Below are 20,646 nucleotides of genomic sequence, written 5' to 3'. Positions count from 1 at the left end.
CTCCGGCATATATTCAGGCCACCTCGAAAGCGGCCCTGACGAGCCGTTCGGTGTAGGCGGTCTTGGGATTGGTGAGGACCTGGTCGACGGGTCCTTGCTCGACGATCTTGCCGTGCTGCATGACGATGACGCGGTGGCACAGCGCCCGCACCACCTTGAGGTCGTGCGAGATGAAGAGATAGCTCAGACCACGCTCGTCCTGCAGCTTGCGCAGCAGATCGATGATCTGCGCCTGGACGGAGAGATCCAGCGCCGATGTCGGCTCGTCGAGCAGGATGAATTCGGGCTCCAGAGCGATGGCCCGGGCGATGGCGATGCGCTGCCGCTGGCCGCCGGAGAATTCATGCGGAAACCGCGACAGGATATCGCCCGGCATGCCCGCGCTGACCAGCGCCTCGCGCACCCGCTCGACCCGCTCGCGCCGTGTCGCGCCAATGCTGTTGACGACCAGCCCTTCCTCGATGATCTGGCCGATCGTCATGCGTGGGTTGAGCGAGGAGAACGGGTCCTGGAAGACGATCTGCATGCGCGAGCGCAGCGGCCGCATCTGCGCTCGCGACAGGCCATGGATCGGCTGGCCATCGAAGCGGATCTCACCGCGTTTCGCGTCGGTCAGCCGGAGCAGCGCCTGGCCGAACGTGGTCTTGCCGGAGCCGGATTCGCCGACCAGCCCAAGCGTCTCATGGCGGCAAAGCTTGAGGTCGAGGTCGTCGACGGCGACCAGTTCACGCCAGTCCGGCTTCAGGAACGTGCCGTGGCGCAGCATGAAGCAGACGCGCACGCCATTCGCTTCGAGGATGGTGCCAGAGCCCTCGGGCAACGGTTGCGGCCGTCCTCTTGGTTCGGAGGCAAGCAATCGCTGCGTGTAGGGATGCCGCGGATCGGCGAACAGCCGTTCGGTGACGTTGTGCTCGCACATTTCGCCATGCTGCATCACATATACGTAGTCGGAAAACTTGCGCACCACGGTGAGGTCGTGGGTGATCAGGATCACCGCCATCCGCAGCTCTTTCTGCAGATTGCGGATCAGGTTGAGGATCTGCGCCTGCACCGTGACGTCGAGCGCGGTCGTCGGCTCATCGGCGATCAGCACGTCCGGATCGTTGGCGAGCGCCATGGCGATCATCACGCGCTGCCGTTGCCCACCCGACAGCTGGTGCGGATATTGTTTGAGCCGCGCCTCGGGCTCGGGTATCTGGACATGCCGCAGCAGCTCGAGAGCGCGCGCCCAGGCTTGCTTGCGGCTCACCTTGCGATGCACCCGGATTGCTTCGACGATCTGGCTACCGACCGTGTAAATCGGGTTGAGTGAGCTCATCGGCTCCTGGAAGATCATGGAGATGCGGTTGCCGCGCAGCTTGCGCCGGGCGCTCTCGGGGAATTTCAGAATGTCCTGTCCGTCATAACAGACGCTCGATTTCGGTGACACCGTTGCGCGGCGCGACAGCAGGCCCATGACGGTGCGCGCCGTCACCGACTTGCCGGAACCGGATTCGCCGACGATCGCGATCGTCTCGCCGCGATAGAGCTGGAATGAGATGTCCTTGACCGCCTCGACGACACCGTGCTCGACCTTGAACGCGACCTCGATGTTGCGGGCGTCGATGACGGGCTCTCCCTGGCGCCCATGATGATCGAGGCGGAAGGCTGGTGCGAAGGGCTCGGCGAGTACGATGGTCATCCCAGTCCCTCAATATGGATCGACGGCATCGCGCAGGCCGTCGCCGAGCGCGTTGAAGGCAAAGACGGTGACCAGCACGAAACCGACCGGCGTCAGGATCCAGGGATAGGTACCGATGACGGAATAGGTCGCGGTGTCCTGAAGCATCAGCCCCCAGGAGATCAGCGGCGGCTTGACGGCAAAACCGAGGAAACCGAGGAAGGATTCGAGCAGCACCACCGTCGGGATCGCCAGCGTCACGGCGACGATCACGTGGCTCATCACATTGGGGAAGATGTGCTGCAGGATGATGCGCCGGTCGGTGGCGCCGACCGCCATGGCGGCGCGCACATATTCGATGCGCGCAAGCGCCAGTGTCTTGCCGCGCACTTCGCGCGACATCTGCGCCCAGCCCAACGCCGACATGACGATGATGACAAAGCCGAGGAACACATTGGTCGGCGCGGTGACAGGGATCAGCGTCGTCAACGCCAGATAGAGCGGCAGTTGCGGGAAGGCGAGCACCAGTTCGACGAAGCGCTGCATCCAGACGTCGAACCGGCCGCCGAAATAGCCCGATACCATGCCCACCGTGGTACCGATGACCGTGATGATGAAGACCACCGTCAGCGCGATCATCAGGGAGACGCGCGAGCCATGGATAGCGCGCGACAGCACATCACGCCCGAATTTGTCGGTGCCGAGGAAATGCACGGGCTGGCCGTCCGTCGAGGCGAATAAGTGCCGGTCCGCCGGGATCAGCCCGAAGAGCTTGTAAGGCGCGCCCTCGACGAAAAAACCAAGCAGCCTCGGGTGGTCGTAGTCGGGGCCGACGATGGGCTGGAAGGTGACCGGATCGAGATCGGCCGAATCCGACAGTGCATAGACCCTCGGCCGCGCGACGAAATTGCCGTCCTTGTCGTGGAAGGACGGCAGTTGCGGCGGGGCGAAGCCGACATCGGTCGCCTTCGGGTCCATCGGCGCCAGGAATTCGGCGAACACGGCCATCACCAGCAGCAGCACGACCAGCCAAAGCCCCGCCATTCCGGTCCAGGAGCGCTTCAGCCGGCGCCAAACCAGCGCCATGTAGCTCTCATTGCCGCGTGCGGGCGCCACTGTGGATCGCTCGGCCGGCAGTGGCGGTGGTGAAGGCTCTCGAGCCAGCATCTAGCCCTCCCCGAACTGACGCACGCGCGGATCGAGCAGGACGAGCAGCATGTCGGCAATGATGTTGCCGACGATCAGCGTCGCCGACAGCACCATCATGAAGGTGGCGGTGACATAGACATCGCCGACCGCCATCGAACCGACGATCGCCGGACCGACGGTCGGCAGCGCGAAGATGATCGCCGTCTCGATCTCGCCGGTCAGCATGTAGGGCAGCACCACGCCCTGATACATGACGAGCGGATGCAAGGCATTGGGCACGGCGTGGCGCATGACGACGGCGCTGCCCGTCAGGCCCTTGGCCTTGGCTGTCTCGACATATTGCGCGTTGAGCGTGTCGAGCAGATTGCCGCGCATGACACGCATATTGTAGGCGAGACCGCCGAAGGTGGCGATCGCCACCACCGGCCAGACATGCTTGACCAGGTCGACGAATTTGGCCCACGACCATGGCGCGCCGCCATATTGCGGCGAGAAGAACGAGCCGATCTCCGATACGTTGAACTGGAAGACCAGGAGATAGACGATGATCAGCGCCATCAGGAAGCGCGGCACCGTCATGCCGAGGAAGGCGATGGCCGACAGCGTGGAATCGATCCAGGTGTATTGCCGGGTCGCGGCCCAGATGCCGAAGGTGATGCCGAGCACCGAGGCGAGCAGATGGCAGACCAGCGCGAGCAGCAGCGTGCGCGGCAGCCGCTCGCCGACGACCTCGGCCACTGGCTTGTTGTAATAGAGGCTGTAGCCGAAATCGCCACGGGTGACGATGCCGCCGATCCAGTTGAGGTACTGGACGGGCAGCGGCTTATCGAGGCCGTGTTCGACGCGATAGGCCTGGGCCTGCGCGTCGGCCTCCGCGAAGGAGGCTCCGCCCTGGTTGATCAGCTGCGAGCGGATGTAGTCGGCATAATCGCCAGGCGGCGCCTGGATAATGGCAAAGGTGACGAGGCTCAAAATAGCGAGAACCGGGATTGCCGACGCTATGCGCATGAGCAGGAATCGCAGCATGGACGGTCCGCTTCCTCATCTCGCCGGACGCTCGCTTTAAAGGCGCCCGGAGGGTTGGTTTGTCCCGGCCGCGCCATCGACGCGGCCGGGTCTCTCTCAGTCAGGGGAGGTAAACTTGCATCGGCCCTTAGACTTACATCGGACCCTTGTCTCCAGGCTTGCCGGGAAGCTCTTCGGGGAACAATTCGTATTTCGCCTGTTTGTCGGCCGCGACGAAGACCCGTTCGCGGATAATCGAATCCTCCGCCCAGTTGAACATGAAGATCGGCGTGCCTTGCGGGATGTTGGAGAAGCGTTTGCTGACGATCAGGGCGCCGGGATATTCCGTCAGGCCGACATTGTAGACGTGCTCGGTCGAGATCTTCTGGAAGTCCCGCATCAGACTGGCGCGCTGGTTGTTATCCGCCGACGAGACGAACTTGTTGACGATGTCGACGAGGTCCTTCTCGAAAGGCATCAGATCGACCTCGCCGCTTTCCGGCGCGCGGTGATCCCAGCTGGTCTTGGGGCCGACCGGAGCGAGCTGCACGGTGTTCTGCACCACGGAGGTCAGCTCCTGCTCATTGCGCCGGATCAGCCAGTCGAAGCGGCCTGAATATTGCGTGGCATCGCGCTGGGTGCCGTTAAGCCCGTTGAGCACGATCCGGAGGCCAAGCTTTTCCATCTGCGCGACCACGCCTTCGGCAAGGCTCTTGTCGGTCGTGTAGTCGTTGTTGACCAGCATCACGATTTCGACGTTCTTGCCACCGGCGGTACCGGCAGGAAAGTTGACGATGCCGTCACCGTCTGTGTCCTTCAAACCGGCCTTGGCGAGTTCGGCCTTGGCACCCTCGAGGTCGAAAGGATAGTAGACGGTGGATTTACGGTCGTAGAAGCTGGTGCCCGAGGAGAGGCCGCCTGGATAGATCGCGGTGAACGGCCCCTTGACGAGGGAATCGCCCAGCGCCTTGCGGTCAAGCGCCATGGTGACGGCCTTGCGGAAATCCTCGTTGCGGTTCAGTTCGCGGATCGCTTGGCCGCGCTCGTCCGGGTTGCCCCAGCCGTTGGCGGAAAAGTTCAGGCGCAGATTGTAGCCTATCAGCCGCGGGCCGAAGGCCAGGCGCGCCGGCGCGTTCGCCTCCGCCGCGCGCTTCAGCGAGGCGACGAAGTTTTCCGGCTGCTCGAGGTTGGAGAAGTCGCCCGCGCCTGCGACCGCCTGAACGTCGCGGTCGGCCCAGGTCGACAGTTTGTAATGCAGCTCGTTGAGATAGGGCAGTTGGTTGCCCTTCTCGTCCACCTTCCAATAATAGGGATTGCGGCGCATGACGATGATGTCGTCCGCCCGATATTCGACCGGCACCCAGGCGCCCATGACAGGCATGTTCATATATTCCGGCGGGAAGGCGTTCTTGAACTGGTCGTAGGTGTTCTTCGAATATTTCGGGTGCCGCGGCTTCAAGATATGCGCGGGGCCGGGGCAGAAGGTGCCATAGGCCATTGCGTAGAGGTGCTGCTTCGGGAAGGCGTCCTTGAAGGTCCACTCGACGGTGTAGTCGTCTATCTTCTTCAGCGTCGTGCCGACGCCGAAGGTTTCCTGAGTGGCGCCATTGAGCGGCGAGACGTTGGGATCCATGACCTCGTCGTCCCAGTAGAACATGACGTCGTCGGCGTTGAATGGCACGCCGTCGGACCATTTGGCGCCTTCGACGAGGTGCATGGTCAGCTTGTGGCCATCGGCCGACCAATCCCAGCTTTTGGCGAGATTGGGCAGCGGCTCGGTGTCCTTCGCCTCGACCTGGAACAGCGGCGCGGTGCGCGTCAGGCACTCGGAAAGGCCGATGTCGATGCCGCCCCACCCCTGGGTCTGGCCGGCGCCGTAGTTCCAGCCTTCGGGCCTTCCGCCGATGACATGGCGCATCGTATCGCCATAGACGCCGACGCCGTCCGGCATGTTGGCGGTCTTGAAGACAAGCGGCTCTTTCGGCAGCCGATCTTTCACCGGCGGCAGCTTGCCGACCTTGACGTATTTTTCCGTGACCCAATCGGGCTCGTGATAGTCGGGAAGCGCCTTGAACTCCAGGATGGAGTCGCGCGGCACGTACTTGATCTTGCCCTCGGCCGGAAACGTCGCCGGAACCGGTGGGACTGTCGGCTCGGAAGCGAAAGCGTTGAGCGCCGGAACGGACACGCTCAGCGCCAGTCCGGCGGCGATGCCAATGCTGCGTAGGTACCTCATTATCTCCTCCCTCGTGTTCAGACGTTTGCTGCTGCTCGTATCTTGCCTGGACGGCAGACTGCGGTGGATCTGCCTCCCGTGGATCCGCCGCCGCACCCGGTTCTCAGACGGCCTGTTTCAGCGCGGCTTTTTCGGCGCGCAGTTCCTCGATCGAGCGCACGCTTCGCCGAGCGGCACCGGCCCATTCCCGCGTCTTGACGGTGGATTTCGACAGCCTCTCCTTGGCTGCCGGAACCGCGTGGGCATATTGCGGCAGCCATTGCGCCTGGGCGACGACCATTTCGTCGACCATCTGCCAGACCTCCTCCGGCGTCGACACCGCGCCGACCAGCGGGTCATGCAGCACGGCAAGCTTCAGAAGATCGATGTCGCCAGATATAGCGGCGTGGACCGACATGCGCTGGACGTTGATCGAGGCCATGCAAGTAGCGGCACAGGCTTCCGGCAAGGTGATGCCGGCGGCCATGTTGATGCCGAAACGGTCGACGAAACCGGGTGACTCGATGATGGCGTCCCGTGGCAGATTGGTGATCACGCCCTCATTCCTGACGTTGAAGTGGCCACGATAGACGCGGTTGGTTTCCAGCGCCTCCAATATGTGGCTGGCATGCTCGTTGGAGCGCTTTGACGCGTCGATCGGTTTCGACGCCGCTTCGAGGAATTGCGGATACTCGGTCTCGAACCAGTTGCGGGTTTCCGTGGAATAGCGGAGGTAGCCGCCCGTCTCGCCATGGATCCAGTCGGACATGTCGATCCAGCGCGTGATCTCGTCGGGGCGCTTGCGGTACCAAGGCAGATATTCGGAGAGATGGCCGTTGCTTTCGGTCGAATAGACGCCGAAGCGCTTCAGCACATCGATGCGCAGCTTTTCCTGCTGGGAATAGACCGGATGTGCCTCGAAGGCGGCAATTAGCTCATCCCTATCGATCTTGCGGCCGTTCAGCCGCAAATCGATAAACCAGGTCTGGTGGTTGATGCCGGAACAGACATAGTCGAGTTCCCGCGGCGATTTCGCGCCCAGCACCTCGGCGATCTGTTCGGCGCCGTGCTGGACGCCATGGCAGAGACCGACCGTGTCGACCTTACCGTATTCGATCGCCGCCCAGGTGTTCATCGCCATCGGGTTGGCATAGTTGAGGAATTTGGCGTTGGTGTCGGCGACTTCGCGGATATCCTTGCAGAAATCCAGGATCACCGGAATGTTGCGCTGACCATAAAGAATACCGCCGGCGCAGATCGTGTCGCCGACGCATTGGTCGATGCCGTATTTCAAGGGAATGCGGATATCATCGGCATAGGCTTCGAGGCCGCCGACCCGCACGCAGCTGATGATGTAGCGCGCGCCCTCGAGTGCCTCGCGGCGGTCGGTCGTCGCGGTCACCCGCGTTGGCAGTTTGTTCGCCTTGACGATCCTGTCGAGGATCGCCTTGATCATCGCAAGATTGTGCTCGCTGACATCGGTCAGCGCGAATTCAATGCCCTTGAATTCCGGCACGCACAGAATGTCAGTGAACAGCTTCTTGGTGAAACCGACGCTGCCGGCGCCGATAATAGCGATTTTGAAACTCATCACCTTCACCTCGGTCCAATCGAATGCTAGGCAGGGAGCAGCAAGGGAAGAAAATTGGCCACACGCCTTTTGGGCGCATGCCGTTCAAGCCGGAATCCGGCTTTTCTCTCCTCCCGCCCGCTCCTCGTTCGCGGGTTATTCGCGTTCTTCCAGGCGCGATTATGCGCTTATTCGCGGGCGCGACCAGAGAAGGATTATGCTTTCAGGGGTAATTTTGTGCTGCGGGATTTGATCGCCAACGGAGAGTCGATGCGGACGGTGTCGCTGCCGCGCGGCCGCCAGCGCCTGCATGCCATGCCGACGAGCACGGGCTATGAGGTGCGCGAGGACGTGACCTATGATTGGGACGGCCGAAAGCGCGGTCAGACACCGTTCACCGTCCTGCAGCATACGATCGGCGGTACCGGCCGGTTGCGCTACGAAAACCGCGATTACCGCCTGCAGACGAACGACACGCTGCTGGTGCTGGTGCCGCACAACCACCGCTACTGGCTGGCCAGGGGCGAGCGCTGGGAATATTTCTGGATCTCGATGAACGGCGAGGAGGCGTTGCGCGTCCACAAGTCGATCCTCGACGTGTCCGGACCGGTCTTTCGGCTGCAGCCGGCGACGATCGATCATCTCGCCGATTGCAGTCTGCGTCTTATCAAAGGGGCCGCTTCCCCAGGCGCTGCTTCGGCCATCGCCTACGAGGCGGCGATGGCGCTCTACGACGATGTGTTCGGCTCGCACGCCTTTGCCGAAAAACAGAGCGCCATGCAGCCGGTCATCAATCATATCAACGCTAATCTCGACAAAGCCCTGCCGGTGGCGGACCTGGTCCAGATCAGCGGGCTGAGCCGGGCTCATTTTTCGCGCTGCTTCGCCGAAAGCGAAGGCTTGCCGCCCGCCGAGTTCGTTCTGCAGCAGCGGCTGCAGCGGGCGGCGAAACTGCTGACCAAGGCGGACTTCCTGCCGGTGAAGGAAGTGGCCATCCTGTGCGGTTTCGAGGACGCGAATTATTTTTCCAAGGTCTTTCGCCGCCTCTATGGCACGACGCCCAGCCAGTTCCGCACCACCGGCATGTATGCCAGCTTGCGAACGCCAGCCAGGCGCGGCGCCAGGGTGTCGGACGACGAGACCTGACGCCGCTTGAGACCTAATCAGGCCGCGTGCAGGCTGCCGCCGTCCAGCCACTCGAGTTCGGCCGGCGAAAGCGCAATGTCCAGCGCCCGCAGGCTGTCGTCCAGTTCGCCCAGCGTGCGCGGCCCGATCAACGGGACCGATGGGAAAGGCTGGTTGAGGACATAGGCCAGCGCAATATGGATCGGGCTCTTGCGCAGCCTGGCGGCGAGTTCGATCGCCCGGTCGCGGCGGCCGAAATTGCGCTCGGAGTACCAGACCCGCACCAGTTCCTCGCTGTCCAGCCTGTCGCGCCCGGCGCGGTCGGTGAAGAAGCCGCGCCCCTGGCTCGACCAGGCGAAGTTCGGCATCTGCCTGGATGTCAGCCAGGCTTTCCAGTCGTCGGTGGAGGAGGTGATGCAGCCGGCCCAGATCGGCTCCAGCATTTCGGCCAGCGAAAAATTGTTGGAGAGCGCGCCGGGCTTCTGCTTGCCGGTTCGCTCGGCATAGGCGATGGCCTCGTCCATGCGCTGCATCGTCCAGTTGGAGCCGCCGAAGGGACCGCGAATGCGCCCGGCCTTCACCTCGCGGTCCATGGCGTCGACGAACTCGCCGACCGGCACGTCCGGATTGTCGCGATGCATGAAATAGATGTCGACATGGTCGGTCTGCAGGCGGTCGAGCGACTGAGCAAGCTGCTTTGCGATTACGTCGGGATAGCAGAGCGGCGAGTGCGCGCCTTTGGCGATGATCACCGACTGCTCGCGCACGCCACGGTTCCCCAGCCATTGGCCGAGCAACGTCTCGGTGTAGCCTCCGCCATAGACGTAGCCGGTGTCGAACAGATTGCCGCCAGCCTCGAAAAAGGCATCGAGCAGGATAGACCCGGAAGAGAAGGTGCGGAAATCCTCGAAGCCGAGCGCCACCACGGAGGTCGGTTTCGGCAGGCCCGGAATGGTGCGCTTGCCGATCGCGGTGCCGCCGTGCCGCAGAGGTCGGCCGGAGATGGTGTCGGTGCGCAGCGAGGCCTTCTCGATCTCGTACTCCAGCCCCACCGCCGCGCGCCATCTGTCGAGCACGCGCAAGGTGCCGAGGCTGTCGGCCCAGCCCATGCCCGGCCAGGCGAATTCCTGCCGCCCGGCGCGGATCGCCTCACCGGCGGCATCGACCTCGAAGGAATAGACATGGCGCTGCTCGTTGACGCTGATGGTCTCTTCGGCGTCGTCGGCGCCGATCACGTTGATCCGCCCGAGGCCGACATCGCGGTCGCCGCCGGCGAACCAGAAGTCCGGCACCTCGATGCGGCCCCTGGTGCCGAAGATGCGCAGGACGTTGTCCTGGTTTAGCGAGATACTGCAGGAAACCTCGGCGACGATGCCACCGGGGAAATGCAGGACAGCGGAGGCCCATTCGTCGACGCCGGACTGGCCAAGGTGGGCGGCGCCCACCACCTTGTCGGGTTCGGCGAATGGCTCTCCCGCGGCAGCGCCGGCAATGAGGCGCACCATCGACACGGGATAGCCGCCGACGTCGAGGATGCCGCCGCCGGCGAGGTCGTTGGCGTAGAGCCGGTGCTCCGGCATGAAATCAGGCATGGCGAAGCCGAAGCTCGACTTGATCATCCTGATCTCGCCGATGACGCCAGACTTGATCAGATCCACCAGTTGCAGCGTCTGCGGATGCAGCCGGTACATGAAGGCTTCGCCGAGAAAGGTGCCGGCCTTGCGCGCCGCATGCATCATGGCGTCGGCCTCGAACGCGGTCAGCCCGAGCGGCTTTTCGCAAAGCACGTGTTTTCCGGCTTCCGCCGCCCTGATCGCCCATTGCGCGTGGCCGGGATGCGGAACCGCGATATAGATCGCGTCGATTTCCGGATCGGCGAGAAGAGCGTCATAACCGTCGAGGATGCGGGCGCCGGGAAAGCTCTCGGCCAGACCCGGTTTGCCGGGGTTGCGCGCGCCGATGGCAACCACTTTCCCGGTGCGCGAACCGGCGACGCCATCGGCAAAGGCCTTGGCAATGCCGCCCGGCCCAAGAATCCCCCAGCGAATGGGCGTTGATACAGTCATGTCATTCTCCTTGCGGGCTTGGAAAGGGGCGGCCGGTCAGCGCAGCCGCAGCCCCTTTTCGTCGAACAGGTATGATTTGCGGATGGAAACGGTGACCTCGGAGGTGTCGGGAACCTTTGCCGCGTCGCGCTGGATCACCACATCCTCGCCATGGGTCGTTCGGGCATAGAGGAAGCTCGTGCCGCCCAAATGCTCGACCACGTCGATGGCGGCGGTCAGGTCGGCGTCGCCTTCACCGGCGCTGCCAAAATGTTCCGGCCGCACGCCGACGATGACTTTGCTACCCAGTTCAGGCCCTGCGCATTTCAACGGTTGCGTGATACGGGTCTTCTCCTCGCCCGCCAGCTCGACCACGACCCCTTTTTCATCACGCCCGACAATATGGGCCTTGATGAAATTCATCTTAGGCGAACCGACAAAGCCGGCCACGAACATATTGTCGGGATTGTCATAGAGTTCCAGCGGCCTGCCGATCTGCTCGATATGGCCGGCGCGCAGCACGACGATCCGGTCGGCCAGCGTCATCGCCTCGGTCTGGTCGTGGGTGACATAGACCATGGTGGCGCCGAGTTCCTTGTGCAGCCTTGAAATCTCGACCCGCATCTGGACACGCAGTTCGGCATCGAGATTGGAGAGCGGCTCGTCGAACAGGAACACTTGCGGCTCGCGCACGATGGCGCGGCCGATGGCGACACGCTGGCGCTGGCCACCGGAAAGTTTCTTCGGACGACGATCCATCAATTCGCTGATGCGCAGGATCTCGGCCGCGCGCTTCACCCGCCGCTCGGTATCGGCCTTGGGGTTGCCGGTCATGCGCAGCCCGAATGAGAGGTTCTGCTCGACGCTCATATGCGGATAGAGCGCGTAGGACTGGAACACCATGGCGATGCCGCGGTCGGCCGGCTCGACATCGTTGACCACCTTACCGCCGATGGCGATCTCGCCGCCGCTGATGTCCTCCAGCCCCGCGATCATCCTGAGCAGCGTGGACTTGCCGCAGCCCGACGGGCCGACGAAGACGACGAACTCGCCATCGGCGATGTCGATGTTGGCGCCGTGGACGACCTCGAAGGCACCGAAGCGCTTGGCGACATTGGTGAGTGTGACGGTTGCCATTCTGCCCCTTACTTGACCGCGCCGGCGGCGATGCCGGCGATGAAATGACGCTGCAGGAGCACGAAGACGATGAGCATCGGCACGGTCAGCATGACCGCGCCCGCCATGATGCCGCCCCACGACACCTTGGTCAGGCCGATCAGCGTGCCAAGCGCCACGGGTGCTGTCATCGAACCCGGCTGGCTGTTGATCAGAAGTGGCCATAGATAGTTGTTCCAGGAGGCGAGGAACAGGATGATGCAGAGCGCCGCCAGCATCGGCCGCGCCAGCGGCAAGGCGATGAAGACGAAGATCCGCCACTCCTTGACGCCCTCGACGCGGGCGGCATCGAACAGATCGTCCGGCATCATCGAAAAACTCTGGCGCATGAACAGCACGCCCAGCGAATTGAACAGCGGCGGCACGATCAGCGCCACCCAGGTGTTGGCAAGCTTGAAGTCGCGCGCCACCATGATGAATTGCGGGATCAGCACCACCGCATAGGGCAGCGTGATGGTGCCCAGGATGATGGCCACGACCACGCTTTTGCCGAAGAATTGGTAGCGGGCCAGCGCCCAGCCGGCCATCGAGGTCAAAAGCACCGACAAGACGGTGTAGGTCACCGCCACGCAAATGGAAATGACGATGGCGCCGACGAAGTCTGTGTCGCGCTGCAGATTGTTGAAATTGTCGACGAAATTGCCGCGCGGCAACAGTTCGATGCCCGGACTGAATATGCCGTTGTCGGGCATGGTCGAGAACACCACCATCATCCACAGCGGAAACAACCAGATCAGCGCCAGCGGGGTCAGGAACAGGTGCAGTGCGATGCTTCGTTTCAGTCTTGCCGACGAGAGCGAACTCATTTCGGTTCCCTCGTCAGCCATAGCTGCACCAGCGTGATGGCGATCGCCAGCCCGGCCATGGTGTACGCGACGGCAGAGGCATAGCCGAAATTAAGCGAGCGGAAGCCCTGGCGGTAAAGCAGCAGACCGAGCGTCTCGGTGCCGCCGCCCGGCCCGCCGCGCTCCGTGATCAAGAACGGCTCGGTGAACAATTGCATGGTGCCGATGATCGACAGCACGGCGCAGAAGACGATGACCGGCTTCAACAGCGGCAGGGTGATGTAGAAGAATTGCTTGAGCTTGCTTACCCGGTCGAGCGTCGCTGCCTCGTAGACATCCTCGGGTATGGACTGCATGCCGGCCAGCAGGATGATGGCGTTGTAGCCGGCCCAGCGCCAGGTGACCGCGATCATGATCAGCGCCATGGCCGGCGTGACATTGGAAAACCAGTCGACCTTGGGCAGGCCGATGCCGTTCAGGAGCTTGTTGACGATCCCGAAATCGAGGCTGAACATCAGCCGGAACACCGCCGAATAGGCGACCTCGCCGACCACCACCGGGGCGAAGAAGGCGAAGCGGTAGAGGCCGCGCGCCTTGAGCAGCGGCGAATTCAGAAGCACCGCCATCACCATGGCCAGCGCGATCATCACCGGAACCTGGATGACGAGGATGAGCAGCGTGTTCTTCAGCGCGTTAAAGAAGGCGGGGTCGCCGATCAGCCGGCCCCAGTTGAAACCGGGCGCGAAGCGCCACGGCACGGTGCGTGTCGCCTGGAACGAGATCAGGAACGAGGAGATGATCGGCCACACCCAGAAGATGGCGAAGATCAGGAGATAGGGCGTAAGGAAGCGATAGGCCGTGGCATTGCGGTCGCGCATCTTTTTGTCCTCCTTCATCCCTGGTGTTGAAAGCAAGCGTGCAAGCGGCGGGTCCAGGACGGCATAGCTGCCATCCCGGACCCCGTCCTGGGAGGTCAGGACTTGACAGGCAGCCCAGTCGCCGAGGCGATCTGGCTGGCGGCATCGTCGAGTGCCGCCTTGGCGTCGGGATATCCGCCGGCGAGGTATTTGGTCTGCACCGCGCGCACGATGATCTCGGCATCGCTCTGGAACTGCGTGCCGCGGCTCGGAACGACCTTGGGCAAGGTGCCCAGAATATCCTTCCACACCGCCTGGCCGCCCCAGTAGGGCTGGCCCTGGCTGACGTAAGGGTCGTTCAGGGCCGAGACCAGCGATGGGACGAGGCCGAACTCCTTCAGCATGGTGATCTGGCCTTCATTGGTGCCGAGGGTGTATTTCAAATACTCGTAGGCCGCTTCCTTGTTCTTCGATGCCGAAGTGATGGCGAGCGACGAGCCGCCGAGATTGGCGGCGCGCGGCCCGTCCGCTGTCAGGCTCGGCATCAGGTAGACGCCCCATTTGCCGTTTTCGCCGGCCGATTCGGTGCGGATGGTGCCTTCGTACCAGCCGCCATAGACCTGGGTGGCGACGGTGCCGGCGGTGTTGTTGGTGATCTTGGTGCCCCAGTCGGCCGACGAGACGATGCCCGCGTCCTTCATCTCCTTGACCTTGGTCATGGCGTCGACGCATTTGGGCTGGTTGACCGTGATCGACTGGCCGTCCTCGGCGAAATAGGCGCAGCCCTGTTCGTTGGAGATCATGCGGAAGAATTCACTATCGCCGTTGAAATCGGCATTGGTCATCGAGACCCCTGGATTGGCGGCCTGGATCTTCTTGCCGGCGGCGATGAAATCGTCCCAGGTCTTGATCGATGCCGGGTCGACGCCCGCCTTTTCATAGAAATCGCGGCGATAGAAGGCGGCGACCGGGCCGGAATCCCACGGCATGGCATAGGCCTTGTCGCCGACTTCGAGTTCGGTACGCTTGAAATCGGGGAATTTCTTCTGGTCTTCCGCCGTGTAGCCCAACGTGTGCAGGTCGACGAAACAGTCGGGGAACTGGCTCCAGTAATTCTCGGCCTCGCCGTTCTCGATGGTCACGATATCGGGCAGGCCGACGCCGCCGGCCGCGCATCCGGCGATCGACTTGTCATAGGTCGGCTGGTTGCCGAGATCCTGGACCGTTACCTTGATGTCGGGACGGACCTTGTTGAAACCGGCAACCGTTGCCTTCAGCGACGAGGCGGCGATGTTCCAGCTCCAGATGGTGATTTCGCCGGATTGCGCGAGGGCCGGGGCTGAGCCCAAGACAAGCGCGAGCGCGGCGCAGGACAGTGTGATGCGCATTGAAATCCTCCCATTTCATTTGCTCTCTCTGCGAGCCTGGCTAGACTAGGCACCGGCAAAGGCCTGTCCCCGACAAAGGGAATACGAAATTGGCGGAAAGTAAGATGCCCGAACGGCCGTTTTACCAGCCTGGTGCCAGCAGCGTGGAAGGCCTGCCGCTGTTGTTGCAGATGTTCCACACCAATCCGCTGGTGATGCTGAAGCCGCATTGGCATGCCCAGGTCGAGGTGAATTTCATCGTCCGCGGCTCCGTCCACTACCGCATGGACGAGCACGAAATCTCGCTCTCGGCCGGCGAGATGTGCCTGTTCTGGGGCGGCTTGCCGCACCAAATGGACGATTTGAGCGACGACGCCGTCTATGCCGGCGCGCACCTGCCGCTGGTGCATTTCTTCCGGCTTCACCTGCCGGCGGATATACGCCACCGGCTGATGACGGGCGCGACGCTGGTGACTAGCGCCACCGATCAATCCGACAACGACAATTTCGCCCGCTGGAACCGCTACGCCCGTTCGGGCGATCCGGCCAAGACCGAGCATGCCGTCAACGAACTCCTGCTGCGGCTGGAGCGGGTGCGGTTCGAGCCCTATCGGCTGGTGCCGGAAAACGCCGCCGGGCAGGAGGCGGGCAGCACCTTCGACCAGCAGTCCTCACGCAATGTCGGGCGCATGTGCGATTTCATCGCCGAAAATTTCCTCTACGACATCGATTGCATGAACATAGCGGCCGCCGCCGATATCCACCCCAAATACGCCATGAACCTGTTCAAGAAATCAACCGGCATGACGCTCAACGAATATGTCAACCTGTTGCGGCTGAGCTATGCGCAGGCGCTTCTGATGCATCAGGGCGCCAATGTGCTGCGGGTCGCGATGGACTCAGGCTTCGGCTCGCTCAGCGCCTTCAACAAATCCTTCCGCAAGCTGGCCGGCATGACCCCATCCGACTTCCGCAAGGGGCTGCCAAGCGCCAGATAGGAGGGCGCATGGCATGGAAACCAGCCCATCGGGCGACACTTCTTTTCCTGCGGGAAATCCTCATCTGGGCGCTGGACAGGCCGAATTCCCATGCTATAACCCACGCGCTTTCAAGGGGCGCCCACGGTGCTTTCATTGAAATCCGGAGCGCGAGTGTTCGTTAGCCGGAACAGGCCCAGATAGCTCAGTTGGTAGAGCAGCGGACTGAAAATCCGCGTGTCGGTGGTTCGAATCCGCCTCTGGGCACCATCCCCCCTTCTCCCGGCACTCCCTTTCACCGAACCTTCTACGCTGCAGCTTCTGCAAGCGCCTGGAATTGTTGGTGTTTTGCGGTCGCATTGCGCAGTTAAGCGGGACAGGGAGCGCTTCAGGAGCATTTGGTCCAACGAGTCGGGGGGATGGTATTTCCGTTGGTATTCGACATCCTGATGGTATCGAAACAGCCAAGGGAGACCTGACGAATGCCCCTCTCCGACGTGAAATGTCGAAATGCCCGCCCTGCTTCCAAGCTCGTGAAATTATCTGACGGGGGCGGGCTGCAGCTATGGGTACAGCCCACGGGCTCTCGCCTCTGGCGGGTCGCCTACCGCTTTAAGGGCAAGCAGAAACTGCTCGCGCTGGGCAGCTATCCCCTTATCTCTCTCGCCGAGGCACGGGAGGCGCGCGATGATGCTAAAAGGCTCCTGCTAGCTGGCGTCGACCCTGGAAAGGAACGCAGCTTGCAAAAGGCTGATTCGGCTAAGGACTCCTTTCGCTCAATCGCGGACGAATATGTCGACAAGCTAAAGAAGGAGGGACGTGCCGACCGGACGATCAGCAAGGTCAAATGGCTGCTCGACTTTGCCTATCCGATTATCGGCGATAAGTGCATTCGGGAGATCGATACGGCCACCATCCTTGCCGCCCTCCGTCGCGTTGAGGTTCGCGGTCGATACGAATCGGCCAGGCGACTGCGCTCCACCATCGGCAGCGTGTTTCGATACGCAATCGCCACCGCACGCGCCGAGACAGATCCGACCTTCGCCCTCAGAGGCGCACTCATCAGTCCGACGGTAACGCCTCGCGCCGCGATTACCGATCAGAAGGCCTTGGGCGGTTTGCTGAGGGCGATCTATGCATTTGACGGACAGCCTACAACCCGAGCCGGTCTGAAGCTGATGGCTCTGATGTTTCCCCGCCCCGGCGAGCTTCGCTCCGCTGAATGGGAAGAGTTCGATTTTGAAAGCTCGGTATGGACCATCCCTGAAGCACGCATGAAAATGCGACGTCCGCACCGCATACCCCTGTCAAAGCAGGCGATCAGCGTCCTGACTTCACTGAGGGAAATCTCTGGTGGTGGATCGCTGCTGTTTCCTAGTGTTCGATCGGCTTCGCGTCCGATTTCCGACAACACGCTTAACGCCGCGCTGCGTCGTATGGGTTACGGCAAGGAAGAAGCAACCGCGCATGGTTTTCGAGCAACGGCATCAACTCTGCTGAACGAATGCGGCAAGTGGCATCCGGACGCCATAGAGCGGCAGCTGGCCCACATTGAGAACAACGACGTTCGGCGCGCCTACGCCCGGGCAGAGCACTGGGACGAGCGCGTGAAAATGATGCAATGGTGGGCCGACTATCTGGATGAACTCAAGAGCAAAAACCCGCGGGTGATCTCAATCGAGGGACGCCGCAAGCCAACGCGACCATCCACTTTGAACCCAACAGCGGCCGTTCACCAAACGCCGATGCAAATCTCTAACCGCCGGAAATCATACTGACCGTCGAAAAACGCCGAAACTCGCGCCAAATCGTCGGCCCGGAGGATCAACTTTCTCTCCGGGGAATCAATAAGGTTGGTGAATGATGACGGTTGGCCGAGAGCGGACTGGACTGGCCGCTCTTGGGCAACGTTCGGCGGGAAGCTGCCGTTCTGCAGCCGACCCCATTCCCATCATTCAAGATGCCGGATGGCCGGTTCCGAAACCGGCCATCTACCCGGCCCGGGGCCGCGCTACTAGAGCGAGAATCCCTTGGGCAGTGTGCGGTCGCGTCCGTTTCGCCGGCATTAGTCCGTGGATCCGCTATCCCCGCCCGACTTTCACCTCCACAACCTCCAGGGGCTCCGCGGCGGCTTCCTCTCCATAGATCCGGGACAAGCCCTTGATGCGCGTCGCGATCGCGTCGACGAGGCGACCAACGATCTCATGGATGATCCCCTCTTGGCGAAGCTCTTGGGCGCACTCCGATGCCATATCGGGCATCACCGCGAGCTGATGGCGGATCGTCCGCACCGTGTACTCGGCGCCGACCTTTGCTGAGGACGCACAGCGCCCCCAGTGGCGCGGCATGATCTCGTCGATCGGGTAGACTCTGTCGATCTTCATCGCCAGTTTAAGGTCGCGCATCTCAGCTTGGATCTCTCCCTCGCCGAGGTGCGGCAGAATGGAGGAGATGTCGTAGAGCGGAGCTAGGCGGGCCTCGCCCTGGGCACCGAGCAGCATCGAGTAGTTCTTTGCATGCGCGTCCGTGCCGGCGATGATCCAGTTGAAGACGTTCGCGGCCATGAAGGTCTGACGGTCTTGGACGGGGTCGAGGGAGGCCGACAGCACCTTTTTGGAGATCGTCGTGATACCTGGCCCACCCTGGTTCTCGTACTTTAGCGTCGGCATCACCGACAGGGCCTGGCACATGTCCTCCTGATGGATGCGGATGGTCTTGCCGTCGATGTTGCGGCGGTCGTAGCGCTCGAGAACGATCGCCTTTTCGCCTGCAAAGTCGAGAACCTGGCTGTGTGCAGCGTCCATGCCGAGCTTGCATGCAAGCTGCAGGCAGAAATGCTCGTTTTCAGTATGCCCGTGCAAGTGCGGCAAAGGCGGCTTTAAGATGTGTGTCGTGGGCGTGTCGCCTAGAGGAATACCCCAGCGATTGCTGCCCGTGTCGAAATGGAACGCCGTCTTTGCCTGCGCACCAGCGAGACTGAACTGACCAGGATCGCCGATTCGCCGGGTCGCTGCACCATCCTTGCGCAGATCGCGCAGGCGGTCGCCGATCTGCGCCTCGGTGAGCAACTCCACGTTCTCGCCGCGGGAAATCTGGTCGCCACGCGAAAGGAACTGGACGGCGCCGGCGCAGTCGCGGCCGACATTCTTGAGCAGGGCAAACGGGTTTCGGGCGGAGACCTGGAACCTCTGCGCCCATCTGGCGAGGGTCTGCTCATTATCCGGCAGTAGGCCCCAGAGGAATGCCTCGACGACCTTGCCCTCGTAGGTCCTGGTGATCGTCGGCATGGACAGGGAGAGCGGGATCGCCACCCGGCCTTCCATCCATGCCTCGTGATAGGAGAACGAAAGCTTGCCGCCCTGCAGGTGGTGGAGCCCCCCAACCGGTCTGCCAGCGATATAGACGTCGAGGGTGTCGATCGGGTTCATCATGATCATCGTCATCTAGAGCTTGTAGGGAATCTCGTCGTCGTCATCGTCGACATGCCGTTCATCGGCATTATGATGATGATCAGCCGACGTCGGCGCCGGCGGGATCTGAAAGTCCATCTCCACACCAAGCGTGGTCAGCGCCAGCAGCACGTTGCCGATCTCGGCGCTGGGCTTGCCGTTCTCGATCCACGACACCCACGTCTGCGTCGTGTTGATCACTTTGGCCAAGGCAGCCTGTGACAGGCCGCGCCGGGTGCGGGCCTCCTTGATCAGGATTCCAATGTCGCGAGCTGTTCTGATCTTCATGGCGTATATGATTTCTGTATGAGCTAGCCTGATATAGGCTCGTATATGACGGGTGTCAATATACGTTGCTATATCAATTTAACGCTATATAGGTTCACATATCGGCAACCTTCATATACGAACCTATATAGAATCATTGCGCCAGCAACAATGTGCGATCGACCTTTCGCCACGGTACCATCGAGAATGACCGCTGGTCGAGAACTCAACAACGTTGTCGGGGCCGGGAGCGGTCTGGTCCGCTATTCAATTACTGTTGGCGAGAAGCTGTCATTCAGCATCCGGTCTGCCGGCATCGTGACAAGATCGATTTTTTGTCCGAAGAGAACGAGGCCGGCCGCAAGAAAAAGCCACGGCTTTTATGCACAACCTTTATTGTCTAGCAGGCTTAGTTGTTCCCCTGAAACTTGAATCTCCCTCAGACTCAGTGTCTTCTCAGGGTAACCGCGGGGAATTAGACATGCCTTCAGGCTCGTTTCAACACCACGTGTGGCAATGGATTGTCGCGTGCTTTCCGACGCCGGCGCACCTCGACGTACAGGAGCGCAATCATCGCTTCCTTGAAGAGGCGCTCGAACTCGCTCAGGCGAATTCCTGCACAAAGGAGGGGGCACTCGAACTGGTGGAGTACGGACCGGCGGCAACGCGGTCAGGATCAAGCACCTAGCGTGCTCCAAAACGACACCAAGCGCTAACCGTTGTCCAGTGTGGAAGATGATTGCCTTCGTGGTTTCTCCGACGCGCCGGCGCCCGGCAGACCTTCCTTTCTGGCCTTGGCAAACGCGCGGTCGCCTTCCAGGAACCCGACCAGCATAAAGGGGATCAGTTCCGCCACCGTTTCGGACTCGCCATAGGTCTCACGGTAAAGTGCGGCATAGTCGTTGAGTGCTTGGCTCAACTCGGCGCCAACGGTGATGGTGATCTTCGAAGGTGTCCGGTCCGGAAGTTTTCCGAGTTTCAGGTTAGCCATGAAGTCCT

The 20,646-nt window shown here is 61.9% G+C and carries 16 protein-coding genes and 1 tRNA gene; 4 read left to right on the top strand and 13 right to left on the bottom strand.

Annotated elements, in window-relative coordinates:
- Positions 1 to 13 precede the first annotated feature (13 nt).
- From X742_RS152980 to X742_RS153000, 5 genes are all read right to left on the bottom strand, one after another.
- Complete coding sequence (locus X742_RS152980; protein ID WP_023772775.1) at positions 14 to 1,681, bottom strand: ABC transporter ATP-binding protein; 1,668 nt, start codon at positions 1,679 to 1,681, stop codon at positions 14 to 16.
- 9 nt (positions 1,682 to 1,690) lie between these two features.
- The gene (locus X742_RS152985) at positions 1,691 to 2,827 is read right to left on the bottom strand and encodes an ABC transporter permease (RefSeq protein ID WP_023772774.1); all 1,137 of its coding nucleotides are present in this window, start codon (positions 2,825 to 2,827) and stop codon (positions 1,691 to 1,693) included.
- Positions 2,828 to 3,835 (bottom strand): ABC transporter permease, encoded by a 1,008-nt coding sequence (locus X742_RS152990; protein WP_023772773.1) that lies wholly within the window; start codon positions 3,833 to 3,835, stop codon positions 2,828 to 2,830. It abuts the gene before it with no gap.
- Between the two features lie 133 nt (positions 3,836 to 3,968).
- A complete protein-coding gene (locus X742_RS152995) occupies positions 3,969 to 6,050 on the bottom strand; it encodes an ABC transporter substrate-binding protein (protein ID WP_023772772.1) in 2,082 nt (693 codons plus the stop codon).
- 103 nt (positions 6,051 to 6,153) lie between these two features.
- Complete coding sequence (locus tag X742_RS153000; RefSeq protein WP_023772771.1) at positions 6,154 to 7,620, bottom strand: alpha-glucosidase/alpha-galactosidase; 1,467 nt, start codon at positions 7,618 to 7,620, stop codon at positions 6,154 to 6,156.
- Positions 7,621 to 7,869: 249 nt separating this feature from the next.
- Between X742_RS153000 and X742_RS153005 the strand changes: the two genes are divergently transcribed.
- Entirely contained in the window at positions 7,870 to 8,745 is an 876-nt protein-coding gene (locus X742_RS153005; protein WP_084056461.1) for an AraC family transcriptional regulator, read from the top strand.
- Between the two features lie 17 nt (positions 8,746 to 8,762).
- Here X742_RS153005 and X742_RS153010 read toward each other — a convergent pair whose 3' ends face one another.
- The 5 genes from X742_RS153010 to X742_RS153030 form a co-directional block, all read right to left on the bottom strand.
- Complete coding sequence (locus tag X742_RS153010) at positions 8,763 to 10,790, bottom strand: aldo/keto reductase (protein WP_023772769.1); 2,028 nt, start codon at positions 10,788 to 10,790, stop codon at positions 8,763 to 8,765.
- A 36-nt stretch (positions 10,791 to 10,826) separates the two neighbouring features.
- On the bottom strand, positions 10,827 to 11,906 hold the full coding sequence (gene ugpC / locus X742_RS153015; protein ID WP_023772768.1) for a sn-glycerol-3-phosphate ABC transporter ATP-binding protein UgpC: 1,080 nt from the start codon (positions 11,904 to 11,906) through the stop codon (positions 10,827 to 10,829).
- 8 nt (positions 11,907 to 11,914) lie between these two features.
- On the bottom strand, positions 11,915 to 12,751 hold the full coding sequence (locus X742_RS153020) for a carbohydrate ABC transporter permease (RefSeq protein ID WP_023772767.1): 837 nt from the start codon (positions 12,749 to 12,751) through the stop codon (positions 11,915 to 11,917).
- A complete protein-coding gene (locus tag X742_RS153025) occupies positions 12,748 to 13,608 on the bottom strand; it encodes a sugar ABC transporter permease (protein WP_023772766.1) in 861 nt (286 codons plus the stop codon). Before X742_RS153025 ends, X742_RS153020 begins: the two co-directional genes overlap by 4 nt.
- A gap of 95 nt (positions 13,609 to 13,703) precedes the next feature.
- Positions 13,704 to 14,975, bottom strand: coding sequence for an ABC transporter substrate-binding protein (locus tag X742_RS153030; protein ID WP_023772765.1), 1,272 nt, complete (start codon positions 14,973 to 14,975; stop codon positions 13,704 to 13,706).
- A gap of 104 nt (positions 14,976 to 15,079) precedes the next feature.
- On the opposite strand from X742_RS153030, the gene X742_RS153035 reads away from it, so the two are divergent.
- The 3 genes from X742_RS153035 to X742_RS153045 all read left to right on the top strand — a co-directional run bounded on the left by X742_RS153035 (position 15,080) and on the right by X742_RS153045 (position 17,709).
- Complete coding sequence (locus X742_RS153035) at positions 15,080 to 15,952, top strand: helix-turn-helix domain-containing protein (RefSeq protein ID WP_031248028.1); 873 nt, start codon at positions 15,080 to 15,082, stop codon at positions 15,950 to 15,952.
- Positions 15,953 to 16,125: 173 nt separating this feature from the next.
- Positions 16,126 to 16,201 (top strand) — tRNA-Phe (locus tag X742_RS153040).
- A gap of 212 nt (positions 16,202 to 16,413) precedes the next feature.
- Positions 16,414 to 17,709 (top strand): integrase arm-type DNA-binding domain-containing protein, encoded by a 1,296-nt coding sequence (locus X742_RS153045; protein WP_023772763.1) that lies wholly within the window; start codon positions 16,414 to 16,416, stop codon positions 17,707 to 17,709.
- A gap of 303 nt (positions 17,710 to 18,012) precedes the next feature.
- On the opposite strand, the gene X742_RS153050 is transcribed toward X742_RS153045, so the two are convergent.
- From X742_RS153050 to X742_RS153055, 3 genes are all read right to left on the bottom strand, one after another.
- Positions 18,013 to 19,374 carry a type II toxin-antitoxin system HipA family toxin gene (locus X742_RS153050; protein WP_050589496.1) on the bottom strand — a complete coding sequence of 454 codons (1,362 nt, stop codon included), beginning with the start codon at positions 19,372 to 19,374 and terminating at the stop codon, positions 18,013 to 18,015.
- Positions 19,375 to 19,668 carry a helix-turn-helix domain-containing protein gene (locus X742_RS0137150; protein WP_023772762.1) on the bottom strand — a complete coding sequence of 98 codons (294 nt, stop codon included), beginning with the start codon at positions 19,666 to 19,668 and terminating at the stop codon, positions 19,375 to 19,377.
- 691 nt (positions 19,669 to 20,359) lie between these two features.
- Positions 20,360 to 20,638 (bottom strand): DUF2274 domain-containing protein, encoded by a 279-nt coding sequence (locus X742_RS153055; protein WP_023772761.1) that lies wholly within the window; start codon positions 20,636 to 20,638, stop codon positions 20,360 to 20,362.
- Between the last annotated feature and the right edge of the window lie 8 nt (positions 20,639 to 20,646).

Origin of the sequence: Mesorhizobium sp. LNHC229A00 (assembly GCF_000502415.1) — a bacterium.
GTDB lineage: Bacteria > Pseudomonadota > Alphaproteobacteria > Rhizobiales > Rhizobiaceae > Mesorhizobium.
The sequence above is the reverse complement of the archived record's forward strand: the minus strand, read 5'-3'. Positions and strand labels throughout refer to the sequence as shown.